This is a genomic window from Herbaspirillum sp. C9C3 (assembly GCF_013359625.1).
Lineage (GTDB): Bacteria > Pseudomonadota > Gammaproteobacteria > Burkholderiales > Burkholderiaceae_D > Herbaspirillum.
Genome location: NZ_JABFMQ010000006.1, coordinates 76,051 through 95,653, shown reverse-complemented (window position 1 = coordinate 95,653; position 19,603 = coordinate 76,051). Strand labels below are relative to the sequence as shown.

The window sequence follows — 19,603 nt, the reverse complement described above, 5'->3', positions numbered from 1 at the left end:
CTGTATCGTGAAGCAGAAAGCTACCCTTCCCGCTTGTTGCAGATGCACAAATATTCCGCAACCGGGCTGAATTTGCCTTGACCCTGTTTTCAGCGCGGGCGTAGAATTCGCCCGTTCTCATTTTCTGGAGTCCCTCTCATGGGCACTTGTTCGGGTGACAGTTGTTGCCGGTTAATTCCGGGTTAAGCCTAGGCAAGGATTTCAGCAGGACGTTTCCTGTCGTCATCTTGCACCAGGCAGATGACGGCATTTCATGTCGGCAGCGCACGGCCTTTTCAGGCTGATTTTGAGCAGCGCCGTCGGCAACGATATTCCCTCACAACGACAGATCGACGATCGACCGCCGCAGACACGGCGTCAGGACGCAGGCTGCATCGCGACCGCCCTGCCGGCTTTTTGAGCCGGCAGCCGGATCGCCTGACGCCGTCCGCATCGTGACGCAGCGCCTTTCGCATGGCCAGCCGCCATGCGGCTGCACGTCTGTTTGCGCCATCAGGCGCCGATGACAGGGGCTCCGCTCAACCAGGCGGAGGCTGCAATGCGACAGACATATCCATCATGAACACGCGAAGACCCAGCGCGCCGCAGCCGCTCGCCCGTTCTGACGGGGGCCGGAGACGGCGCTGACCCCGATGCCGGTCTGCCTTTGCCGCAGCACCGACGCGATGCACACCGCTTCGTCCCCGGGACGAGGCCCAACAAGAAAAGAAGCACGCCATGAATCTGAACCTGCTGAAAGAAACCTTTGTCAGCTTCATCCGCGCACGCGGTATGGACCGTCACTTCCGCCGCCTGGGCATGGACATGTTCCGCAGCGCCCCGGTGACAAAGGAAGTCCCGCAAACCCTGGCCCAGCAGTTGAGCGAGGCCTCCCGTACCGAAGCCCGGGCCCTGCTGCAGCGCCTGCACACACGCCTGGATGGACTGACCGAATCGGAAGCCGATGCCATCCGCGAACACAGCGGCCCCAACGAAGTCGAGCACGAGAAGCCGCTCACCTGGTATGTCCACCTGTGGCACTGCTACAAGAATCCGTTCAACCTGCTCTTGACCCTGCTGGCCGGCGTTTCCTTCTACACCGAGGACATGAAGGCCGCCATCGTCATCGGCACCATGGTGGTGGTCTCCACACTGCTGCGCTTCGTGCAGGAAGCGCGTTCCAATACCGCTGCCGACAAGCTCAAGGCCATGGTCAGCAATACCGCCACCGTAATGCGCCACGACCAGGTCGAAGAGATCGCCGCCGAAGCCCAGCGCTACTTCGACGTGACCCTGCATCCCAAGGGTGCGCGCCGCGTCGAAGTGCCTATTCACAAGCTGGTGCCAGGCGACATCGTGCTGCTCTCGGCGGGCGACATGATCCCGGCCGACCTGCGCCTCTTGGCCGCCAAGGACCTGTTTGTGAGCCAGGCCGCGATGACCGGCGAATCGCTGCCGGTAGAAAAATTCGTCACCCCGAGCAATCTCGACACCAGCAGCCCGCTGGAACTGGACAACCTCTGCTTCATGGGCACCAACGTGGTCAGCGGCTCGGCCACGGGCGTGGTGCTGACCACCGGCAAGCGCACCTATTTTGGCGCGCTGGCTGAGCGCGTCACCGCCACCGACCGCACGCCGACGGCTTTCCAGGCGGGCGTCAACAAGGTCAGCTGGCTGCTGATCCGCTTCATGCTGGTGATGACGCCGGTGGTGTTCTTCATCAATGGTTTCACCAAGGGCGATTGGGTCGAGGCTTTCCTGTTCGGCCTTTCCGTGGCCGTGGGCCTGACGCCCGAGATGCTGCCCATGATCGTAACCTCGACCCTGGCCAAGGGCGCGGTGGCCTTGTCGCGCAAGAAGGTGATCGTCAAGCGGCTGGACGCCATCCAGAACTTTGGCGCCATGGACGTGCTGTGCACCGACAAGACCGGCACGCTCACGCAGGACAAGATTTTCCTGGAACGTCATACCGACATCCACGGCGAGCCCGATGATGAAGTGCTGCAATACGCCTATCTGAACAGTTATTACCAGACCGGCCTGAAGAACCTGTTGGACGTGGCCGTGCTGGAGCACGCCGAGCTGCAACGTGAAATGTCCATCGCCTCGGCCTATCGCAAGGTCGATGAAATTCCTTTCGACTTCCAGCGCCGCCGCATGTCGGTGGTGGTGTCCGAGCGCGAGGATCACCATGAGCTGATCTGCAAGGGGGCGGTGGAAGAGATCGTCTCGGTCTGCTCGCACGCCCGCGTCAATGGCGAAGTGGTACCGCTGACCCCGGCGCTGCTGGAAGAAATCCGTGCCACCACCGGCAGCCTGAACGCCGAAGGTCTGCGCGTGGTCGGGGTAGCCGCCAAGGACCTGCCGCCGACCAAGGAGGTCTACAGCCTGGCCGACGAATCGGACCTGGTACTGATCGGTTACATCGCCTTCCTCGATCCGCCCAAGGAATCGACTGCGCCCGCTCTGGCCGCACTGCGTACGCACGGCGTGAAGGTAAAGATCCTGACCGGTGACAATGAGCTGGTCACTGCCAAGATCTGCCGCGAGGTCGGGCTGGAGGTCAAGGGCATGCTGCTGGGTTCGTATGTGGAAAAGATGAGCGATGCCGAACTTTCCGAAGCGGTGGAGACGGTGACGGTTTTTGCCAAGCTCTCACCTGCCCACAAGGAGCGCATCGTGCGCGCGCTGCATGATCGTGGTCATGTGGTCGGTTTCATGGGGGACGGCATCAACGACGCCCCTGCCCTGCGCGCCGCCGACATCGGCATCTCGGTCGATACGGCCGTGGATATCGCCAAGGAAGCGGCCGACCTGATCCTGCTGGAGAAGAGCCTGATGGTGCTGGAAGAAGGCGTGCTGGAAGGGCGCAAGACCTTCGCCAACATGCTGAAATACATCAAGATGACGGCCAGCTCCAACTTCGGCAATGTCTTCTCGGTCCTGATTGCCAGCGCCTTCCTGCCTTTCCTGCCGATGCTGCCCTTGCATCTGCTGGTGCAGAACCTGCTGTATGACGTCTCGCAGATCTCGATTCCCTTCGACAACGTCGACAAGGAATTCCTGGAAAAGCCGCAGCGCTGGGATGCCGGTGACATTGGCCGTTTCATGGTCTTCTTCGGCCCGATCAGCTCGATCTTCGACATCACGACCTTTGCGCTGATGTGGTTTGTCTTCGGTGCCAGCTCGCCGGAACATCAAACCCTGTTCCAGTCCGGCTGGTTCATCGAAGGGCTGCTGTCGCAGACGCTGATCGTGCACATGATCCGCACGCGCCGCATCCCCTTCTTCCAGAGCCGCGCCTCATGGCCGCTGATGGGGATGACGCTGGTCATCATGGCCATCGGCATTGCGATCCCGATGACGCCGCTGGCGCATTACTTCAAGCTGGAGGCGCTGCCGCTGTCTTACTTCCCGTGGCTGGTGGCCATCCTGGTCGCTTATGCGGTGCTGATCCAGGCGATGAAGGGGTGGTATGCCAAGCGGTATGGGTGGCAGTGACATGTGCCCTGGCTTTTGAGATGAAAATGCCTGCTCTTCGGAGCAGGCATTTTTTTGACCAAGGCAGGCGCGCATCAGCCTCGGATATAGGCCCCCAATCCCGCCACCAACGCAGCAAAAGTCACGGCACAACGCGGACTGGCGCGCAGATCCTCGTGCATGGCGATCCAGGTTTCCATCTTGACCGAGAATTTCCTGGGCAGCAGATGCACCAGCGCCTCTTCCCTGGCCGCCACGCCCACCTGGCAAATACCGATACCGAAGCCCGCACGAATGGCGGCCAGTTGCGCCAGATCACTATCGGCCCGAAACGCCAGGCCGGTGCGCGAGAGCCAGGGGAATTGTTCCAGCACCTTGCGCACGTAGGCATTCTCCTGATCGAAGCCAATGAGCGCATGGCCGGCCAGCGCGGCGATTGACTGCGGGACTCCGTGCGCCGCCAGGTAACGCTGGTGCGCATGCAATCCAACTTCGATGTTGCCCAGCCGCTTGGCCACCAGCGCATCCTGGGCCGGCTTGAACATGCGCACGGCAATATCGGCCTCGCGCTGCAACAGGTCACCGGCCCGGTTCGACATTACCAGCTCGATGCACAGGCCCGGATGACGATGCTTGAGTTCGGCCAGGATGGGTGGCAGCACCTCCACGCTGATGACCTCACTGGCGGTCAGTCTCACCGTGCCTCGCACTTCCCTGCCGTGACTGCTGGCGACCCGGCGCAGCGCGGCAGAGGTGGCCGCGATGCCGGCCGCATAGGGCTTCAGTTCCAGCGCCGCATCCGTAGGTGAAAAACCATCAAAGGAACGCACGAACAGCTTGAGCCCCAGTGCCGCTTCCAGTTGCTCGATGTGGCGACCCACGGTGGGCTGCGTCAGGCCCATCTCGCGTCCGGCCGCCGAGAGCGATCCCGTTTCCAGGACCTTGAGGAAACTGCGGTACCACTCCCAGTTGGGTTCGATGTCGGCCATGGTATTCATTTATGTATAGCTGCTAGGCTGATTTATGCAATTTTCATTTATACCTCAATTTTGCATACTGGGGATGTTCACACTCACGCCCTCACCCAGGAGAACCCCATGTCCAGGATTGCCCTCTTCGGCGCCGCCGGCGTCATCGGTCAAAGCATCGCCTCTGCCATCAGTGCCCAAGGGCAACCCTACCGCGTGGTCGGGCGCAACGAAAGCAGCTTGCGCAAGGCCTTCGGCGCCGATCCCCTGGCCGAGATCATCACCTGGGATCCCGATTCCCCGGCTTCGGTCGAAGCGGCGGCGCACGGCATCGATACGCTGATCTACCTGGTGGGCGTGCACTACACGCAGTTCGAGCTGCATCCGGAACTGATGCGCAAGACCCTGGCCGGTGCCATCCGCGCGGGCGTCAAACAGATCCTCCTCATCGGTACGGTGTACCCCTACGGTCTGCCGCAGTCCTCGCCGATACGCGAAGACCATCCGCGCAACCCCCATACCTTCAAGGGCCGCATGCGCAAGGCGCAGGAAGACCTGCTGATGCAGGCGCACAAGGAAGGTCACCTCCGCACAGCCGTATTGCGCCTGCCGGATTTCTACGGCCCCGGCGTCGAAGCCAGTTTCCTGCATGGCGCGATCAAGGCCGCAGCCCAGGGCGGCACGGCCGACATGATCGGGCCGCTGGACCGTCCGCACGAGTTCGTCTTCGTGCCCGATGTCGGGCCGGTAGTGGCCAGGCTGGTCAGCACGCCTGCCGCCTTCGGCAAGGTGTGGCACCTGGCCGGTACCGGCGTGACGACACAGCAGGCCCTGGTTGCGGAAATGGAACGCCAGACCGGACGCAAGCTGAAAAAGCGCGTGGCAGGCAAGACCATGCTGCGTCTCATCGGACTCTTCCATCCGATGATGCGCGAGCTGGTGGAGATGCACTATCTGCAGACGCAGCCAGTGATCATGGACGATACGGCGCTACAGCAATTGATCGGGCCGATCAGGAAGACGCCTTATGACGACGGGATAAGGATGGCGCTGGAAGCCCAGGGCTGGAGGGGCTCCTGAGCAGGCGACAAGTGCGCAGCATCGGCAGATGCTGGCCGCCACCGACCTGCGTCGTACTTCCGTCGATCTGCACCACCGTCACTTTCGCGCCAGCCGTTCAATCAGTTCTCCATGCTGCGGCCAATCCCCCAGCAGCTGATCTGCCCGGGCGATTTCAAACGTATCAAATTCGAAGCCCGGCGCCACCGTGCACCCAACCAGGCTATAGCCCTCCTGAGTCGTGCACTCGGCCGCAAACCAGGCGCCTGCCGGGACCAGCGCCTGGAAATGGGCGCCCTCATGCTCCAGCGCATTGCCCAGGCACAAGGTCTGAAGCTCCCCCTGCGGCAGCAGGACATGGACGTGCAGGGGGTCGCCTTCATAGAAGTGCCACATCTCTTCCGAATCGATCCGGTGCCAGGTTGACCGGTCCCCGCCAGCAAGCAGGTAATAAATGGCGGTCGCCGCCGAGCGGCCAGCACCGCCCGATGCGCGCGCTACACGCTCCGGGCTGCGATGGCTCTCCCGAAAGAAACCGCCCTCCGGATGGGGTTCAAGATTGAGGTGGGAAATCAATTCTTCGGGGCGATGTCGGGACATGGTCAGGGTGATGGACAGAGTTGATGGGGATTGGCTCCATGGAGCCTTCGAAGTGGCTTGCTGCAATCCGCAGTGTAATTCGCCAGCGCTGTCCAGGAAATGGAAAAGGCCATCCCTGGCCCCTTGCTTGAATAGCGATATCAGCTTGAAAGCCGTTTCTCAAACCGCTTCAAGGTCTCCGCAAACACATCGGTACTGTCCAGCGCGCGCGCCAGCACCAGCGCCCCCTGTATTCCCCCCACGACCTCTTCGGCCAGGGCACGGGCTTCCTTGGGCTTGCGCCCGGTGCGCACCAGCGCCGAGGCCAGCGCCTCGATCCAGGCGGCAAAGTAATCACGCACCATCACCGCAAAGCGGTCGCGCTCATTGCCCAGCGCGAACACGCCCACCAGGCAAACCCGTTGCCCCGACAGGAAGTAGCGACTCACATCGCCGAACATGGCCTTGATCCCCGCAACCGCATCTTCGCTCTCGTTCAACGGATCAAACACATGCCGCCTGAACCACGCATCCACATGGCTCAGCACGGCTTCGGCCATTTCCTCTTTGCCACCAGGGAAAAAGTGATAGATGCTGCCCTTGCCCAGCCTGGTCCCTTCGCTGATGCGCGCCAGGCTCGCCCCCTCGAAACCGTAGGTGCGAAACACTTCCGCCAGCAAGGGGATCACATCGTCCTTTTCCGCAATGACTCTAGCCATTCATTTTCCTCAGATACCGAAATCGCTCAGCCCGGGATGATCGGCCGGGCGTGGGCCGCTATTGTCCCACAGGAATTTGCGTTCTTCCGGCTTGATCGGATGCTCGTTGATGCAGGCGTGACGATGGTGCATCAGGCCGTTCTCGTCGAACTCCCAGTTTTCATTGCCGTAGGCGCGATACCACTGGCCGGAATCGTCATGGTACTCGTAGGCGAAACGCACCGCGATACGCGCACCGTCAAAGGCCCACAGCTCCTTGACCAGCCGGTAATCCAGCTCGCGCGTCCATTTGCGCTTGAGCAAGGCGGTGATCGCTTCGCGGCCCTGGGCGAACTCGGCACGATTGCGCCACCAGCTGTCTTCGGTATAGGCAAGCGCGACCTTTTCGGCATCGCGGGTGTTCCAGCCGTTCTCGGCAAGACGGACTTTTTCGATGGCGGTTTCACGGGTGAACGGCGGAAGTGGCGGACGGATCGACATGGTTATTCTCCTTTAATGTACCGATCAATACACTATGTACTGATCGGTACAGACAATATAGACCGATCAACTTTGATTGGCAAGCATTTTTGCCGTGCCATGTCGCATTGGCGACACCCGCTTCGTGAGACCATCAACCTAGGGCCTGCTGCAAACGCGCAGGAGCGCCAGCACCAATGAAAAAGGCCCGCTTGGTGGAGCAGGCCTTCATCTCATGCAGTGGCGATCAACGGGGTTGAGCGTTCGTCAGCGCCTTGGCAATCTCACCGTCACCATGGTCTGCACCTGATCGTCCGAGGTCATGGTGATACTCCCCCCATGCGCCTTGACGATCTGCTGTGCGATGAACAACCCGAGCCCGAGTCCTTCCTTGCGGCCGACCTCGCGCTCGCCGCCACGGAAGGGGTCGAAAATCACCGGCAGCAAGGCCGCCGGAATCACGCCCCGATTGGCGATGGTCATCACCACTTCCCGCTCGCTGCGGCCATCGATACCGATGCAGATCGGGCTGCCCGGCGCACCGTGCTGCAAGGCATTGCCCAGCAGATTGGCCGCCACCTGGCCGAGGCGGTCGCCGTCCCAATAGCCGTTGTCATCGCCTTCGATGCGGCGCTCCACGACGCTACCCGCATAGGTGGTCTGGTACTCCTGCACCACCCGTTCGGTGATCTCACCCAGGCAGGCACTGGCACGTACCAGCGGGATGCCGCCGGCCAGTCGCGCACGGGCCAGGTCAAGCATGTTCTCGATCAGCTTGGCCATGCGCTTGCCGCCATTGAGGATTTGCTGCGAGGCCTTCTGCGCCACCTCATCCTTGTAGGTCCGCTGCAAGAGCGTTGCGGCCATCACCACCGCACTCAAGGGATTGCGCAGATCGTGACCGAGGATGGCCACGAACATCTCATTCATGCGCAGGGTCTCGGTGCGCTCCTGCAACTCCAGCGCCAGCAACTGCTTCTGGCGATACAGCTGGAAGAACACCTCGGCCTTGTTGCGCAGGATGTGTGGTTCGATGGGCTTGTAGAGAAAATCCACCGCGCCGCTCTCATACCCTTTGAACAGGCGACGCTCGTCCCGCACACCGGCCGTGACGAAGATCAGCGGCACGTTGCGGGTACGCTCGCTGCCACGAATCAGCTCGGCCAACTCGAAACCGTCCATGTCCGGCATCTGCACGTCCAGGAAAGCCAGCGCCACCTCATGCTGCAACAGCAGTTCGAGCGCTTCCAGGCCCGAACGCGCCAGCAGCAGTTCCACATCGTTCCGCTGCAGCAGGGCGGAGAGGGCCAACAAGTTTTCATCGAGATCATCGACCAGCAGGAATTTCACCCGCGGCAGGTCTCTCTCTTTATGCTTTTCTATCACCTGCTTTCCTTTTTCTGGTCATTCCCCGTTACGCCCAGCGAGCGCAACAAATCGGCGATCTGCGAGAGCGTGAGCACATGATCGATCTGTCCCAATGCCAATGCCTGTGCCGGCATGTAAGGCACCTGTGCCTGTTGCGGACTTTGTACCACGGTAACGCCGCCGGCGCGCGCAATGGCCTGCAATCCGGCCGCACCATCGTGATTGCCACCGGTCAGCACGATGCCCAGCAGGCGCTCACGATAGACATCTGCGGCCGATTCGAAGAGCACATCGATGGCCGGACGCGAATAGTTCACCAGCTCATCGTTGGACATGGCCAGTATCGGACCTTCGTCGCCGCGATCGACCAGCAGATGATAATCCGGTGGGGCAAAGTAGATCATGCCGGGCTGTACCGGCTCCTTGTCCTGCGCTTCCACCACCGGCTGGCGGCAGCGGTCGGCGAAGATGGTGGCCAGCAGACTGGGGCGCTCGCGCGGAATATGCAGCACCACCATGGTCGCCACACGCGCACCACGCTGCAGCGCCGGCAGGATTTCCGACAAGGCTTCCACCCCACCGGCAGAAGCACCGATGACGATCGCATCAATGGCACGCCCCCCCAGGGCCGGCAGCGGGACGGAGCTCACAGGTCCCCCTTTTTCTGGAAGATGCGATCTTCCCGCACCACTTCATCGAAGGCAGGACCGTGCGTCGAGAACCGCATCGACTCCTTTGAACCCAGTCCCAGGAAGCCCTTGCGCACCAGCGACTCGCGGAACAGGCCGAGCGCACGTTCCTGCAGATGGCGATTGAAATAGATCAGCACGTTGCGGCAGGACACCAGGTGCATTTCGGCAAAGACGCTGTCGGTGGCCAGGCTGTGATCGGAAAAGACCACGTTCTTGCGCAGTGATTTGTCGAAAACCACGGCCCCATAGGCGGCCGTATAGTAATCCGAAAGCGAGGTCCTGGCTCCGGATTTCTGGTGATTGCTGGTGAAACCGGGGATACGGTCGAGCTCGTAGACGCCCGCCTCGGCCTTCTTGAGGGCGGCCTGGTTGATATCGGTAGCATAGATGATGCTGCGTTCCAGCAGCCCTTCCTCGCGCAGCAGGATCGCCAGCGAATAGACTTCCTCGCCGCTGCTGCAACCAGCCACCCAGATCTTGAGCGAAGGATAGGTGCGCAGCAATGGAATCACCTTCTCACGCAGCGCAAGAAAATAGCTGGGGTCGCGGAACATCTCGCTGACCTGTACCGTCAGGTAATCCATGAGCGCCGGGAACACGGTCGCATCATGCAGCACCTTGTCCTGCAACTGCGACAGCGTCTCGCAGCCGAAACGGATCATGGCCGTGGCCAGGCGGCGCTTCAACGACGCGCCGGCATAGCCGCGAAAATCGCAGTGATACTTGAGGTAGATGGCATCGAGCAACAACTGCATCTCGATATCGAAATGCTGGTTGGCCAGCGCCTGGTTTATTTCGGCATCCATACACGTACCAGGGACAGCAGTTTTTCCACATCCAAAGGCTTGGCGATGTAATCGTTGGCGCCGGCGGCCAGGCATTTCTCCTGGTCATCCTTCATGGCCTTGGCCGTCAGGGCGATGATGGGCAGGCGCTTCCAGACGGCCTGCTTGCGGATCTCGCGCATGGCGGTCAGGCCATCCATCTCCGGCATCATGATATCCATCAGGACCAGGTCGATCGGCGCACCGGGCTGTTCCTGGCTGCGTTGCAGGGCCTCCAGGGCTTCGCGGCCGTTGCGGGCGATGTCGACCTTCATGCCCTTGGGTTCCAGCACCGAGGATAGCGCAAAGATGTTGCGTACATCGTCCTCCACCACCAGGATGCGGCGGCCTTCGAAGACCGTCTCGCGGTCACGCGCCACCTTCAGCATGCGCTGGCTCTCCGCCGGCAGCGTGGTTTCCACCTGGTGCAGGAACAGCGTCACTTCATCGAGCAGGCGTTCCGGCGAGCGCGCATCCTTGATGATGATGGAGCGCGAGAAGCGGCGCAGGTGCTGTTCTTCCTCGGCCGACAGCGAGCGTCCGGTATAGACGATCACTGGCGGGAAGGCCACGTGTTCCTGCTCGGCCATCCGCTCCAGCAGCTGGTATCCGGACAGGTCGGGCAGGTTCAGGTCCATCACCATGCAGTCGAAGGTGGTCTCGCGCAGGCGGGCCAGCGCATCGGCGGCGGTCCGCACACCCACCAGGTTGATGTTCTCCCCGGCCAGCAGCTGGCGGATGCTGTCGAGCTGGCGCGCATCGTCTTCCACTACCAGCACGTGGCGCAGGCCCTGCAGGAACTTGGCTTCCAGCTTGCGAATGGCACCCACCAGTTCCTCTCGCTGCACCGGCTTCAAGGCATAACCGATGGCGCCGCGCTCCAGCGCCTCGTGCGAATAATCGGCCACCGACACCACGTGCACCGGAATGTGGCGGGTCTTGGGATTGCGCTTGATCTGGTCCAGCACGCCCAGGCCGGAGAAGTCCGGCAGGTTCATGTCCATGAGGATGGCGCTGGGACGATACATCTCGGCGGCCGCCACGCCATCGTTGGCCGAATGCGTGACCACGCACTGGAAGCCCATCTCGTGCGACAGGTCGCGCAGGATCATGGCGAAGGCGGCATCATCCTCGATCACCAGGATCAGGCGCGAGGACGATTCGATGCGATGACGGTCATCGTCGATGGTGATGTCCTGCAGTTTCACCGGCGCACCCGGCACTACCTGCGGGCTGGGGATACGGACGTCCGGCGCGGTGGCCACCTGCGCGGCCTGCAGGGTCGCAGCCGCCGCCGAAGGCGCGGCAACGACCGCCGGCGTACGCACCACGGCCTGCTCGCCACTGTAGACCTGCGGCAACGAGAGCGTGAAGATACTGCCCTCGCCCACCCGGCTCTGCACCTGGATGTCGCCGCCCAGCAGATGCGCCAGGTCGCGCGAGATCGACAGGCCCAGACCGGTACCGCCGTACTTGCGATGAGTGCTGCCATCGGCCTGGCGGAAGGCTTCGAAGATGAACTGATGCTGGTCGGCACCGATGCCGATACCGGTGTCGCGCACGGCGAAGGCGATGCGGCCACCTGCATCCGGATAGATGCGCAGGCTGACCTCGCCCTTCTCGGTGAACTTGATGGCGTTGGAGAGCAGGTTCTTCAAGATCTGGCCCAGGCGCTGCATGTCCGTTTCCATGCGCTGCGGCACGCCCGGGTCGACCTCGACCTTGAAGCCCAGCCCCTTCTGCTGCGCCGTCATGGCGAAGCTGGCCTTGAGTTCCTCGGCCATCTTGCTGACCACGAAGGATTCGGAAACGATATCGAGCTTGCCCGCTTCCATCTTCGACAGATCGAGGATGTCATTGATCAGGGCCAGCAGGTCATTGCCCGCCGAGGAAATGGTTTGCGCGAAGCGCACCTGCTCCTCGGAGAGGTTGCCCTGCTTGTTGTCGGCCAGCAGCTTGGCCAGGATCAGGGTGGAGTTCAGCGGTGTGCGCAGCTCGTGGCTCATGTTGGCCAGGAACTCGCTCTTGTACTGGTTGGCACGCTCAAGCTCGGTGGCCTTTTCCACCAGCACCACCTGGGTCTTGGCCAGGTCATCCTTCTGGATTTCCAGCAGCTGGGTCTGTTCTTCCAGCTGGGCATTGGTTTCTTCCAGCTCGGCCTGCTGGGTTTCCAGGCGCAGTTGCGAGGCCTTCAAGGCCTGGCCCTGTTCTTCCAGCTCTTCGTTGTTGACGCGCAGCTCTTCCTGCTGGGCCTGCAATTCCTCGGACTGGCGCTGGGTCTCTTCAAGCAGTTCTTCCAGGCGGGTACGATCCTTGGAGGAGCGCACGGCAATGGCGATCTGGTCCGACAGCCGCGCCAGCAACTCTTCTTCCTCGGTGCGCAACTGGCGCAGGAAGCCCAGTTCGAACACTGCCTGCACCATGCCATCGGCCGAGGCCGGCACGATCATCAGTTCGCGTGGCGCATGGCGTCCCACGGAAGAAGCCACGGTGAGGTATTGCTCCGGCACCTCCTTGACGTGCATGACGCGGTTGAGCTTGGCAGCCTGGCCCAGCAGACCCTGGCCATCGCGCAGGTGCGGCGGCTGTTCGCTCTCCTCTTCTGCCAGCGCATAGGCAGCGAAGCGCCGGAACTCGCCGTGCTCGGTACGCAGATAGATCGCACCGACCTGTGCATTCAGGTAGGCGGTCAGGAAGGCCAGGGTATTCTCCCCCAGCGCGTCCAGGCGTTGTTCGCCCTGCAGTCGTTCGGCCAGGCCCATCTGTCCGGCACGGATCCATGCCTGCTTTTCGCGGGCGCGATAATCGCGCGAGGTGGTCACGGCCGCGGCCATGATCAGGACCAGCAGCAAGCCCGAACCACCCCACGCCACGGCGGTGGAGAACACCACGGCATCGCGCCAGTCGGCCTGGCGGCTGGCCAGCAGGTCACGCTCCTGTTCTTCCATGTCGTGCGTGAGTACGCGCACGCGGTCCATGAACATCTTGCCGCGATCGGATTGCACCACCGCCAGTGCGCCGACGGTATCGCCGTTGCGGCGGCGGCTGACGGTCTCGGCCAGCTCTTCGAGCTTGTCGGCGACCACGCGCTCGATCTGCGAGAGCCGCTGCAACTGATCCGGATTGTCGGAGAGCAGCCCGCGCAGCTTGGCAATCTCGCCGGGCAGCGCGGCGCGTGCCTGGTTGTAGGGACTCAGATAGGACTCGGTGCCGGTGAGCAGGAAGCCGCGCTGGCTGGTCTCGGCATCCTTGAGGGTGGAGACCAGCATCTGCAATTGCTCGCGCACCTTCATGGTGTGCGAGACGGCGCTGGCAGCCTCGCCCCGGCTGACCGAGGCCTCCCAGGTGAACAGGGCAATCAGTACCACCGCCAGGATGGCGACGGCAAACCCGATCAGCGGCCCCAGGGGCAGCGGTGGTCCGGAAAAGGCGCCCTTGCCCTGGCGCCTCAACATGGCAATACGTTCTTCAGCTTGGCTGGAATAAACCCGCACGGTGCGCTCCGTTGTTCGAATCGTTGGTCGAGCTGCGGGGGTTCTGTGTGTCGCTGTGTCCCCCTCCCCTTGGTCTTGCCACCGGGAAAGCCGCCGATTATACGGGCCGCTTCCGGTTTGCGCAGAGCGCCGGTAGGACAAAGTGCCGGCAGTTCAGTTCCACGGCACGGTCATCCTGACATGGACAGTCGTTTCAGCTGCCGGCCAGGCCGGCGGCGATATTGATGGACAAACCGATGATGGCGGCATTGAAGACAAAGCAGATCAGCGAATGCGCCAGCACCGATTTGCGCAGCGCGCGCGAGGCCACGGCCACGTCCGAGGTCTGCACCGCCACGCTGATGGTGAAGGCGAAATACAGGAAATCCCAGTAACCGGGATTGCGTATGCCATCGGGAAAACGCAACGGCAGGGCTTGCGCATCGTCGTCCTCGGCATAGAAAAGGCGCGCGTAATGCAGCGTGAAAATGGTCCCGATCAGAGACCAGGAGCCGAAGACGGTAGAGGCCGTGAAGGCATAGCGCAACAACCGTCCACGCTCGTCGTGATGACTGCTGCCGCCGAGCTCCAGCAGGATGGCCAGAAGACTGGCAATGGCAGCCACGCAGATCATCACCAGCACCACCTGGGCGCTCTCATCCTCGGTCTCGGCCAGACGCCTGACGGCCCCGGCATCGGCGCGCAACATCATCAGCCACAGGCTCAGCAGATAGAACCAGACGCCGACATTCCAGCCGATGAGGCTGCGGCCTGTCCAGTTGCCGGCAGGAGCAAGGAGGGCGGCGGCAATCCCCACGCCGATGCCGATGAGCAAGCGCGGGTGGACCTGGAGGATGTGGCGGGCGACAGACATTGTTCTTCTTGGTAGGGTGAGCCTTCTGGAGCGACGCCTGCATCCTCAGGCTGCGGCGTCACGCAGGGGCAGGTTAGCATGGCCTGTGCGCTCCCGCCAGCGGCGCGCGGCTCAGAATTCATGCTCCTTCAAGGCGCGCCTGGCGCGTTCGCGGGCGCTGGCCAGGGCTTCTTCCTCGGTCGGGAAAATGCCCACGGGAATGTAAGTTTCGGCAATCTCGGGCTCACGCGAGAGACGCACGAAGACTTGGGCCTCGAAGCCTTCATCGGGTTTTTCCACCGCATCGTAGCGGGCGATATGGGTGCCACTTTGCAAGACCTTGTCCGTCATGCTGCCTCCTGTGTCGTTCACGATGAAGCCCGTTTGACACAGCCGCAGGCATGAGGTTCTGTGCAAGCATGATGTCCTGCGGCAAGTACGGCCATCGCCGGCGACGTCAGGCCGCCAGAGGAAAGCGCACGGTGAAGATGGTGCCCTGCCCCTGCTCCTTGCAATCGACCGTGATGACGCCGCCATGGTCATGCGCGATCTCGCGCACGATGGCCAGACCCAGGCCGCTGCCGGCGATCTTGTCATTGGCGCGATAGTAGCGGTCGAAGATCAGCTCGCGGTGCTCGGGAGCAATGCCGGGACCGGAATCTTCCACCGTCAATACGGTGGCGCCCGCTTCTTCCAGGCAGCGCACCGTCACCGTCCCGTGTTGGGGAGAGTAGCGCACGGCATTGTCGATGAGGTTGTCGATCAGGTCGGCGAGCAGGAAACGGTCGCCGCGCAGACGCGCCGGTTGCAGATCGAAGCCGAGGTCGATCTGCTTCTTGTCGGCCTCCTCGATGAAGTGCTGCACCGATTCTTCCACCAGCTTGTGCAGCGACAGTTCTTCCAGCTTGCGGCTTTCGAACAGGCCCGGTTCGGAGCGGGCCAGTGCCAGCAGTTGCCGGCTCTGACGGATCATGCGTTCCACCGAGGAATTCATCATCGCCAGCGAGCGGGCGGTATCGGGCTGGTCCTGGTGCTTGTCGTGCAGCAGCTCCAGTTGCAGCTTCAGGCCGGTCAGGGGCGTACGCAACTGATGGGCGACATCGGCCATGAAGTTCTGCTGCGCCTCTTCGCCCTTGCTGATACGGGCCATGAGTTCATTCATCGCCACGATCAGCGGCTGCAGTTCCACCGGCGCGCCGAGTCCGTCGATGGCCCCCAGCTTGCCGTGGCCGCGCTGCTCCAGGTTGCGCTGCAGGCTCTTCAAGGGACGCAGACCACGCCGCACGGCGATCAGCACCACCGACAGCGAACCGAAGGTCAGCGCGCCATCCAGCAGCAGGAAGGACAGCAGGATGGTGTAATGGGCGCGGTCGCGCTTGCGCAGGGTCTCGGCCACGGCCACCGAGATCACGCCATTCTTGACCCGCACCTGCATGGCCGAAATACGGACCGGTTCACCGCGCATCTGGCCGTCATAGTTGAAGGGACGATCGTAGATCTCGCTTTCCGGCAATTGCGGGAATCCCTTGTCGCCCACCAGGATCTCGCCCTCGGTATTGCGCACGGCAAAGAAGGTGGTGTCGGAGTGATTGCTGCGCAGGATCTGTTCGGCCTGCTGGGTCAGCTCGGCCGTGGTGCGTTCCTGGCGATGGCGCACCTGCGCATACAGGCCCCAGGTGGAATCCATCAGGTTCTGGTCGAAGGCATGCTGGGCCGGCAGCCAGGCCAGCCAGTAGGTCAGGCCGGCCCCCACCAGGTTCAGCAGCAGCAAGGGCGCGATCAGCCACCTGAGCAGGTCGCGCCGGATGCTGAGGTGAGGGTTCCCGGAAGGACGCCGGGCCGCAGCAGTGCTGTCCGCCTGCTGGTCGATGACCGTCATGGTGCGGCGTACCGGTTCAGTTCTCGCTCTTTTCGAGCATGTAGCCGAAGCCGCGAATGGTGCGGATGACCACGCCCGAATCAGCGATCTTCAGGCGGATGCGCGAGACATAGACCTCCACCGCATTGATGGTGAAGTCCTCGCCCCAGGGCAGGACGGCATCGATGATCTGCTGCTTGGAAACCACGCGCGAGGCGTGCTGCATCAGGTATTCCAGCACCGTCCATTCGCGCAGCGACAGCTCGATCTTGCGACCATCGATATCGGCGCGCTTGGTGGCATTGTCCAGCGACAGACCACCCACGGTCAGTTGCGCCGGTTGCGGCGCGCTGCGGCGGATCAGCGCCTTGATGCGGGCCACCAGCTCGGGCGTGGCGAAGGGCTTGACCAGATAGTCATCGGCCCCCAGTTCCAGGCCATGCACACGGTCGGGAATGGTATCGCGGGCGGTCAGCAGCAGCACGGGCGTGTTGTTGCCGTTGGCGCGCATGCGGCGCAGGACCTCGAAACCATCGATGCCGGGCAGGCCGATGTCGAGTACCAGCACGGCCGCGTTGAAACGCTGCGACAGCGCATCGTTGCCGTTGTTGACGGTATGCACGGTGAAACCATGCGAGTTGAGTACCCGCGACAGACCGTCGGTGAGTACCGGGTCGTCTTCGACCAGCAAAACATTCATAGGGGGACTTCTGTTGAGAAAAACGGCGCAAAACATCTGCGTAACGCTGCATCGTATTGCAGCCCAGGCCATGCTGCAAATGAGGCGTTCGCCCAGGCGGGGGGCGGCATGCGCAGAGTGTTTCTTTTTTGTCACACTCAGTTCGGCGTCAGCTAGTTGACAGCACTTTGTCAGGCTTGCCCCTTAATCTTGCCAGCCATGCGAATGAGAATCCCAATCATTAGCATGTAAAAAACACTGGTCACCAGCCAGCCAAACGTCCCTCCTTGTCGAAGGACGGAGTAGCCAGCCATGCGAGGCGGTCCTGCGCGAGCGGACCGCCTCATCATTTCCTACTCCACTAGCGACAAGAACAACATGAACCGTCTCACGCCGATGGCCGCCGCATTGGTCGCCATCTTTGCCGTCCCCCTCGCCGCCCACGCGCAGCAGGCCACTCCCGACAGCGCCACCACCACCGCGCCGGCCGACAGCCAGCTCGCCCCCGTCACGGTGGAAGGCCGTCGGGATGATTTCGCCAGCACCGGCACCGCCCTCACCAAACTGCCCGCCGACCTGCACGACGTGGCGCAATCGGTGACCGTGGTCAACAAGGCGCAGATGCAGTCGCAAGGCGTGAGTTCGCTGGCCGATGCGCTGCGCAACGTGTCCGGCATCACCCTGGGCGGTGCCGAAGGCGGTCAGATCGGCAACAACATCAACCTCAACGGCTTCTCGGCGCGCACCGACATCTATCTCGATGGCTTCCGCGACCGTGGCCAGTACTACCGCGACACCTTCGCCATCGAGGAAGTGGAAGTCCTCATGGGCCCTTCCTCGATGCTCTTCGGGCGTGGCTCCACCGGCGGCATCATCAACCAGGTCAGCAAGAAGGCCAATCTGAAGGCTGCCACCGAAATCTCCGGTTCGGTCAGCACCAATGGTCTGGTGCGCAGCACGGTCGATGTGAACCGTCCGCTCTCGGACACCTCGGCCCTGCGCATCGAAGCCATGGCCCAGAACGGCGCGGCCAGCACGCGCAACCAGACCGACGTGCAGGACTTCGGCCTGGCCGGCTCTTATGTCTGGGGCATCGGTACCCCCACCGAGATCACCCTGTCGGCCCTGTTGCAACACAACCAGGACCAGCCCGATTACGGCCTGCCGGCACTGAACGGCCATCCCGTCAACGTTGACCGCAATACCGCCTATGGCCTGGACAGTGACCGCACCATCCAGGACGTGGCTTCGTTCAATGCAGGCATCAAGCACCGAATCGCCCCGGACGTCACGCTGCGCAATCAGACCCAGTTCAACTACGTGCACACCGATGCGGTGGAAACCGCGCCCAATACCATCGGCACGATCTCTTCCAGCGGCTTCACGGCGCTCACCAATGCCAGCAGCAGCCTGCCGCTGTCCAGTCTCTACGTGCGCGGTCAGAGCCATGACCGTGTGATCACCGACTATTCCATCTTCAACCAGACCGAACTGGCGGCCAAGTTCGCCACCGGCAGCGTCAAGCACGATGCCATCGTCGGTGTGGAAGTCGGCCACGACGGCTACGACAACCAGGCCTCTTACCGCAACGGCAGCTGCAATGGCCGCTCGCTCAATGCCTCCGGTGCCACCACCGGCTACCTGGATTGCGTGAGCGTGGTCAATCCGTCCTACAGCGCTGCCGGCAGCAGCGTAGCCGATACCGCCGGCAACCATGCCGGTGGCAGCGCCAACACCATCGCCGCCTATGTGGGCGACACCATCGCGCTGGTGCCGCAATTGAAGCTGGTGGGCGGCCTGCGCTATGACCGCTATGTGGCCAGCATCACCAATTCGATCAACTCGGGCAATACCACCGGTTCCACCGCACTGGGCTATGCCCAGCAGAGCGTGAACTTCCTGAGCGTACGTTCGGGCGCAATCTGGCAGCCCAGTGTCGCGCAGTCCTATTACGTTTCCTACGGCACCTCATTCAATCCTTCGCTGGAGCAGTTGACCGGTACCGCAGGCCAGCAGAACCTGGATCCGGAAAAGAACCGTTCCTATGAAGTCGGTGGCAAGTGGGATGTCGCCGAAGGCCTGGCGCTGACTGCCGCCGGCTTCCAGATCACCAAGGAAAACGCCCGCAGCCAGGTGGCTACCGGCGTCTACGCACTGGCCGGTACGGTCCGCGTGAACGGTGCGCGCGCCGGTGCCACAGGTCGCATCACGCGCGACTGGCAGATCGCCGCCAACTACACCTACCTGGATGCCAAGGTCATCGGCGGTGCCGTGGCCGACACGTCGGTAGGCAAGATCCCGGTCAACACCCCCAAGCACACCCTGACCACCTGGACCACCTACGACCTGGCCCCGCACTGGCAGGTCGGTGGCGGCGCGACCTATATGTCGCAGCGCTATGCCAACGCTACCAACACCGTGCAGGTCGGCGGCTACACCCGTTACGACGCGATGCTGGCCTACACCACCAAGGCCTACGACATCCGCCTGAACCTCTACAACCTGAGCAACAAGATGTATTACGATGCGCTGATCCAGTCCGACGGCGGCCGTTCGGTCCCGGGTTCGGGCCGTACCGCCCTGCTGTCACTGACCTATCGCATGTAAGAAAGA

The 19,603-nt window shown here is 62.4% G+C and carries 15 protein-coding genes; 3 read left to right on the top strand and 12 right to left on the bottom strand.

The annotated features are described in order from the left end of the window. Nucleotides 1-717 precede the first annotated feature (717 nt). The gene (gene mgtA, locus HNO82_RS08145) at nt 718-3,480 is read left to right on the top strand and encodes a magnesium-translocating P-type ATPase (RefSeq protein WP_175343339.1); all 2,763 of its coding nucleotides are present in this window, start codon (nt 718-720) and stop codon (nt 3,478-3,480) included. A gap of 74 nt (nt 3,481-3,554) precedes the next feature. On the opposite strand, the gene HNO82_RS08140 is transcribed toward mgtA, so the two are convergent. Then, on the bottom strand, nt 3,555-4,448 hold the full coding sequence (locus HNO82_RS08140) for a LysR family transcriptional regulator (protein WP_175343425.1): 894 nt from the start codon (nt 4,446-4,448) through the stop codon (nt 3,555-3,557). Nucleotides 4,449-4,556: 108 nt separating this feature from the next. Here HNO82_RS08140 and HNO82_RS08135 point away from each other — a divergent pair, with 108 nt between their 5' ends. Continuing rightward, on the top strand, nt 4,557-5,507 hold the full coding sequence (locus HNO82_RS08135; RefSeq protein ID WP_175343338.1) for an SDR family oxidoreductase: 951 nt from the start codon (nt 4,557-4,559) through the stop codon (nt 5,505-5,507). Nucleotides 5,508-5,585: 78 nt separating this feature from the next. Here HNO82_RS08135 and HNO82_RS08130 read toward each other — a convergent pair whose 3' ends face one another. From HNO82_RS08130 to HNO82_RS08080, 11 genes are all read right to left on the bottom strand, one after another. Then, nucleotides 5,586-6,086 (bottom strand): cupin domain-containing protein, encoded by a 501-nt coding sequence (locus tag HNO82_RS08130; RefSeq protein ID WP_175343337.1) that lies wholly within the window; start codon nt 6,084-6,086, stop codon nt 5,586-5,588. A 140-nt stretch (nt 6,087-6,226) separates the two neighbouring features. Next, on the bottom strand, nt 6,227-6,784 hold the full coding sequence (locus tag HNO82_RS08125; RefSeq protein ID WP_175343336.1) for a TetR/AcrR family transcriptional regulator: 558 nt from the start codon (nt 6,782-6,784) through the stop codon (nt 6,227-6,229). A 9-nt stretch (nt 6,785-6,793) separates the two neighbouring features. Further along, entirely contained in the window at nt 6,794-7,264 is a 471-nt protein-coding gene (locus HNO82_RS08120) for a nuclear transport factor 2 family protein (protein ID WP_008331044.1), read from the bottom strand. A 246-nt stretch (nt 7,265-7,510) separates the two neighbouring features. After that, the gene (locus HNO82_RS08115) at nt 7,511-8,629 is read right to left on the bottom strand and encodes a hybrid sensor histidine kinase/response regulator (RefSeq protein WP_175343335.1); all 1,119 of its coding nucleotides are present in this window, start codon (nt 8,627-8,629) and stop codon (nt 7,511-7,513) included. Further along, complete coding sequence (locus HNO82_RS08110) at nt 8,626-9,261, bottom strand: chemotaxis protein CheB (RefSeq protein ID WP_008331050.1); 636 nt, start codon at nt 9,259-9,261, stop codon at nt 8,626-8,628. The genes HNO82_RS08115 and HNO82_RS08110 overlap by 4 nt, the downstream gene beginning before the upstream one ends. Continuing rightward, nucleotides 9,258-10,109, bottom strand: a complete 852-nt coding sequence (locus HNO82_RS08105) for a CheR family methyltransferase (RefSeq protein WP_008331052.1) — start codon at nt 10,107-10,109, stop codon at nt 9,258-9,260. Before HNO82_RS08105 ends, HNO82_RS08110 begins: the two co-directional genes overlap by 4 nt. After that, nucleotides 10,094-13,582, bottom strand: a complete 3,489-nt coding sequence (locus HNO82_RS08100) for a response regulator (RefSeq protein WP_175343334.1) — start codon at nt 13,580-13,582, stop codon at nt 10,094-10,096. The genes HNO82_RS08105 and HNO82_RS08100 overlap by 16 nt, the downstream gene beginning before the upstream one ends. A 232-nt stretch (nt 13,583-13,814) precedes the next feature. After that, nucleotides 13,815-14,474: a DUF1345 domain-containing protein gene (locus tag HNO82_RS08095; protein WP_175343333.1), complete on the bottom strand. Its 660-nt coding sequence runs from the start codon at nt 14,472-14,474 to the stop codon at nt 13,815-13,817. A gap of 111 nt (nt 14,475-14,585) precedes the next feature. After that, nucleotides 14,586-14,804, bottom strand: a complete 219-nt coding sequence (locus tag HNO82_RS08090) for a hypothetical protein (RefSeq protein ID WP_008331060.1) — start codon at nt 14,802-14,804, stop codon at nt 14,586-14,588. A gap of 106 nt (nt 14,805-14,910) precedes the next feature. After that, a complete protein-coding gene (locus tag HNO82_RS08085) occupies nt 14,911-16,332 on the bottom strand; it encodes a sensor histidine kinase (protein WP_175343332.1) in 1,422 nt (473 codons plus the stop codon). A gap of 16 nt (nt 16,333-16,348) precedes the next feature. Then, nucleotides 16,349-17,011, bottom strand: coding sequence for a response regulator transcription factor (locus HNO82_RS08080; protein ID WP_008331064.1), 663 nt, complete (start codon nt 17,009-17,011; stop codon nt 16,349-16,351). Between the two features lie 357 nt (nt 17,012-17,368). Here HNO82_RS08080 and HNO82_RS08075 point away from each other — a divergent pair, with 357 nt between their 5' ends. Continuing rightward, nucleotides 17,369-19,597 carry a TonB-dependent receptor gene (locus HNO82_RS08075; protein ID WP_175343424.1) on the top strand — a complete coding sequence of 743 codons (2,229 nt, stop codon included), beginning with the start codon at nt 17,369-17,371 and terminating at the stop codon, nt 19,595-19,597. Nucleotides 19,598-19,603: the final 6 nt, after the last annotated feature.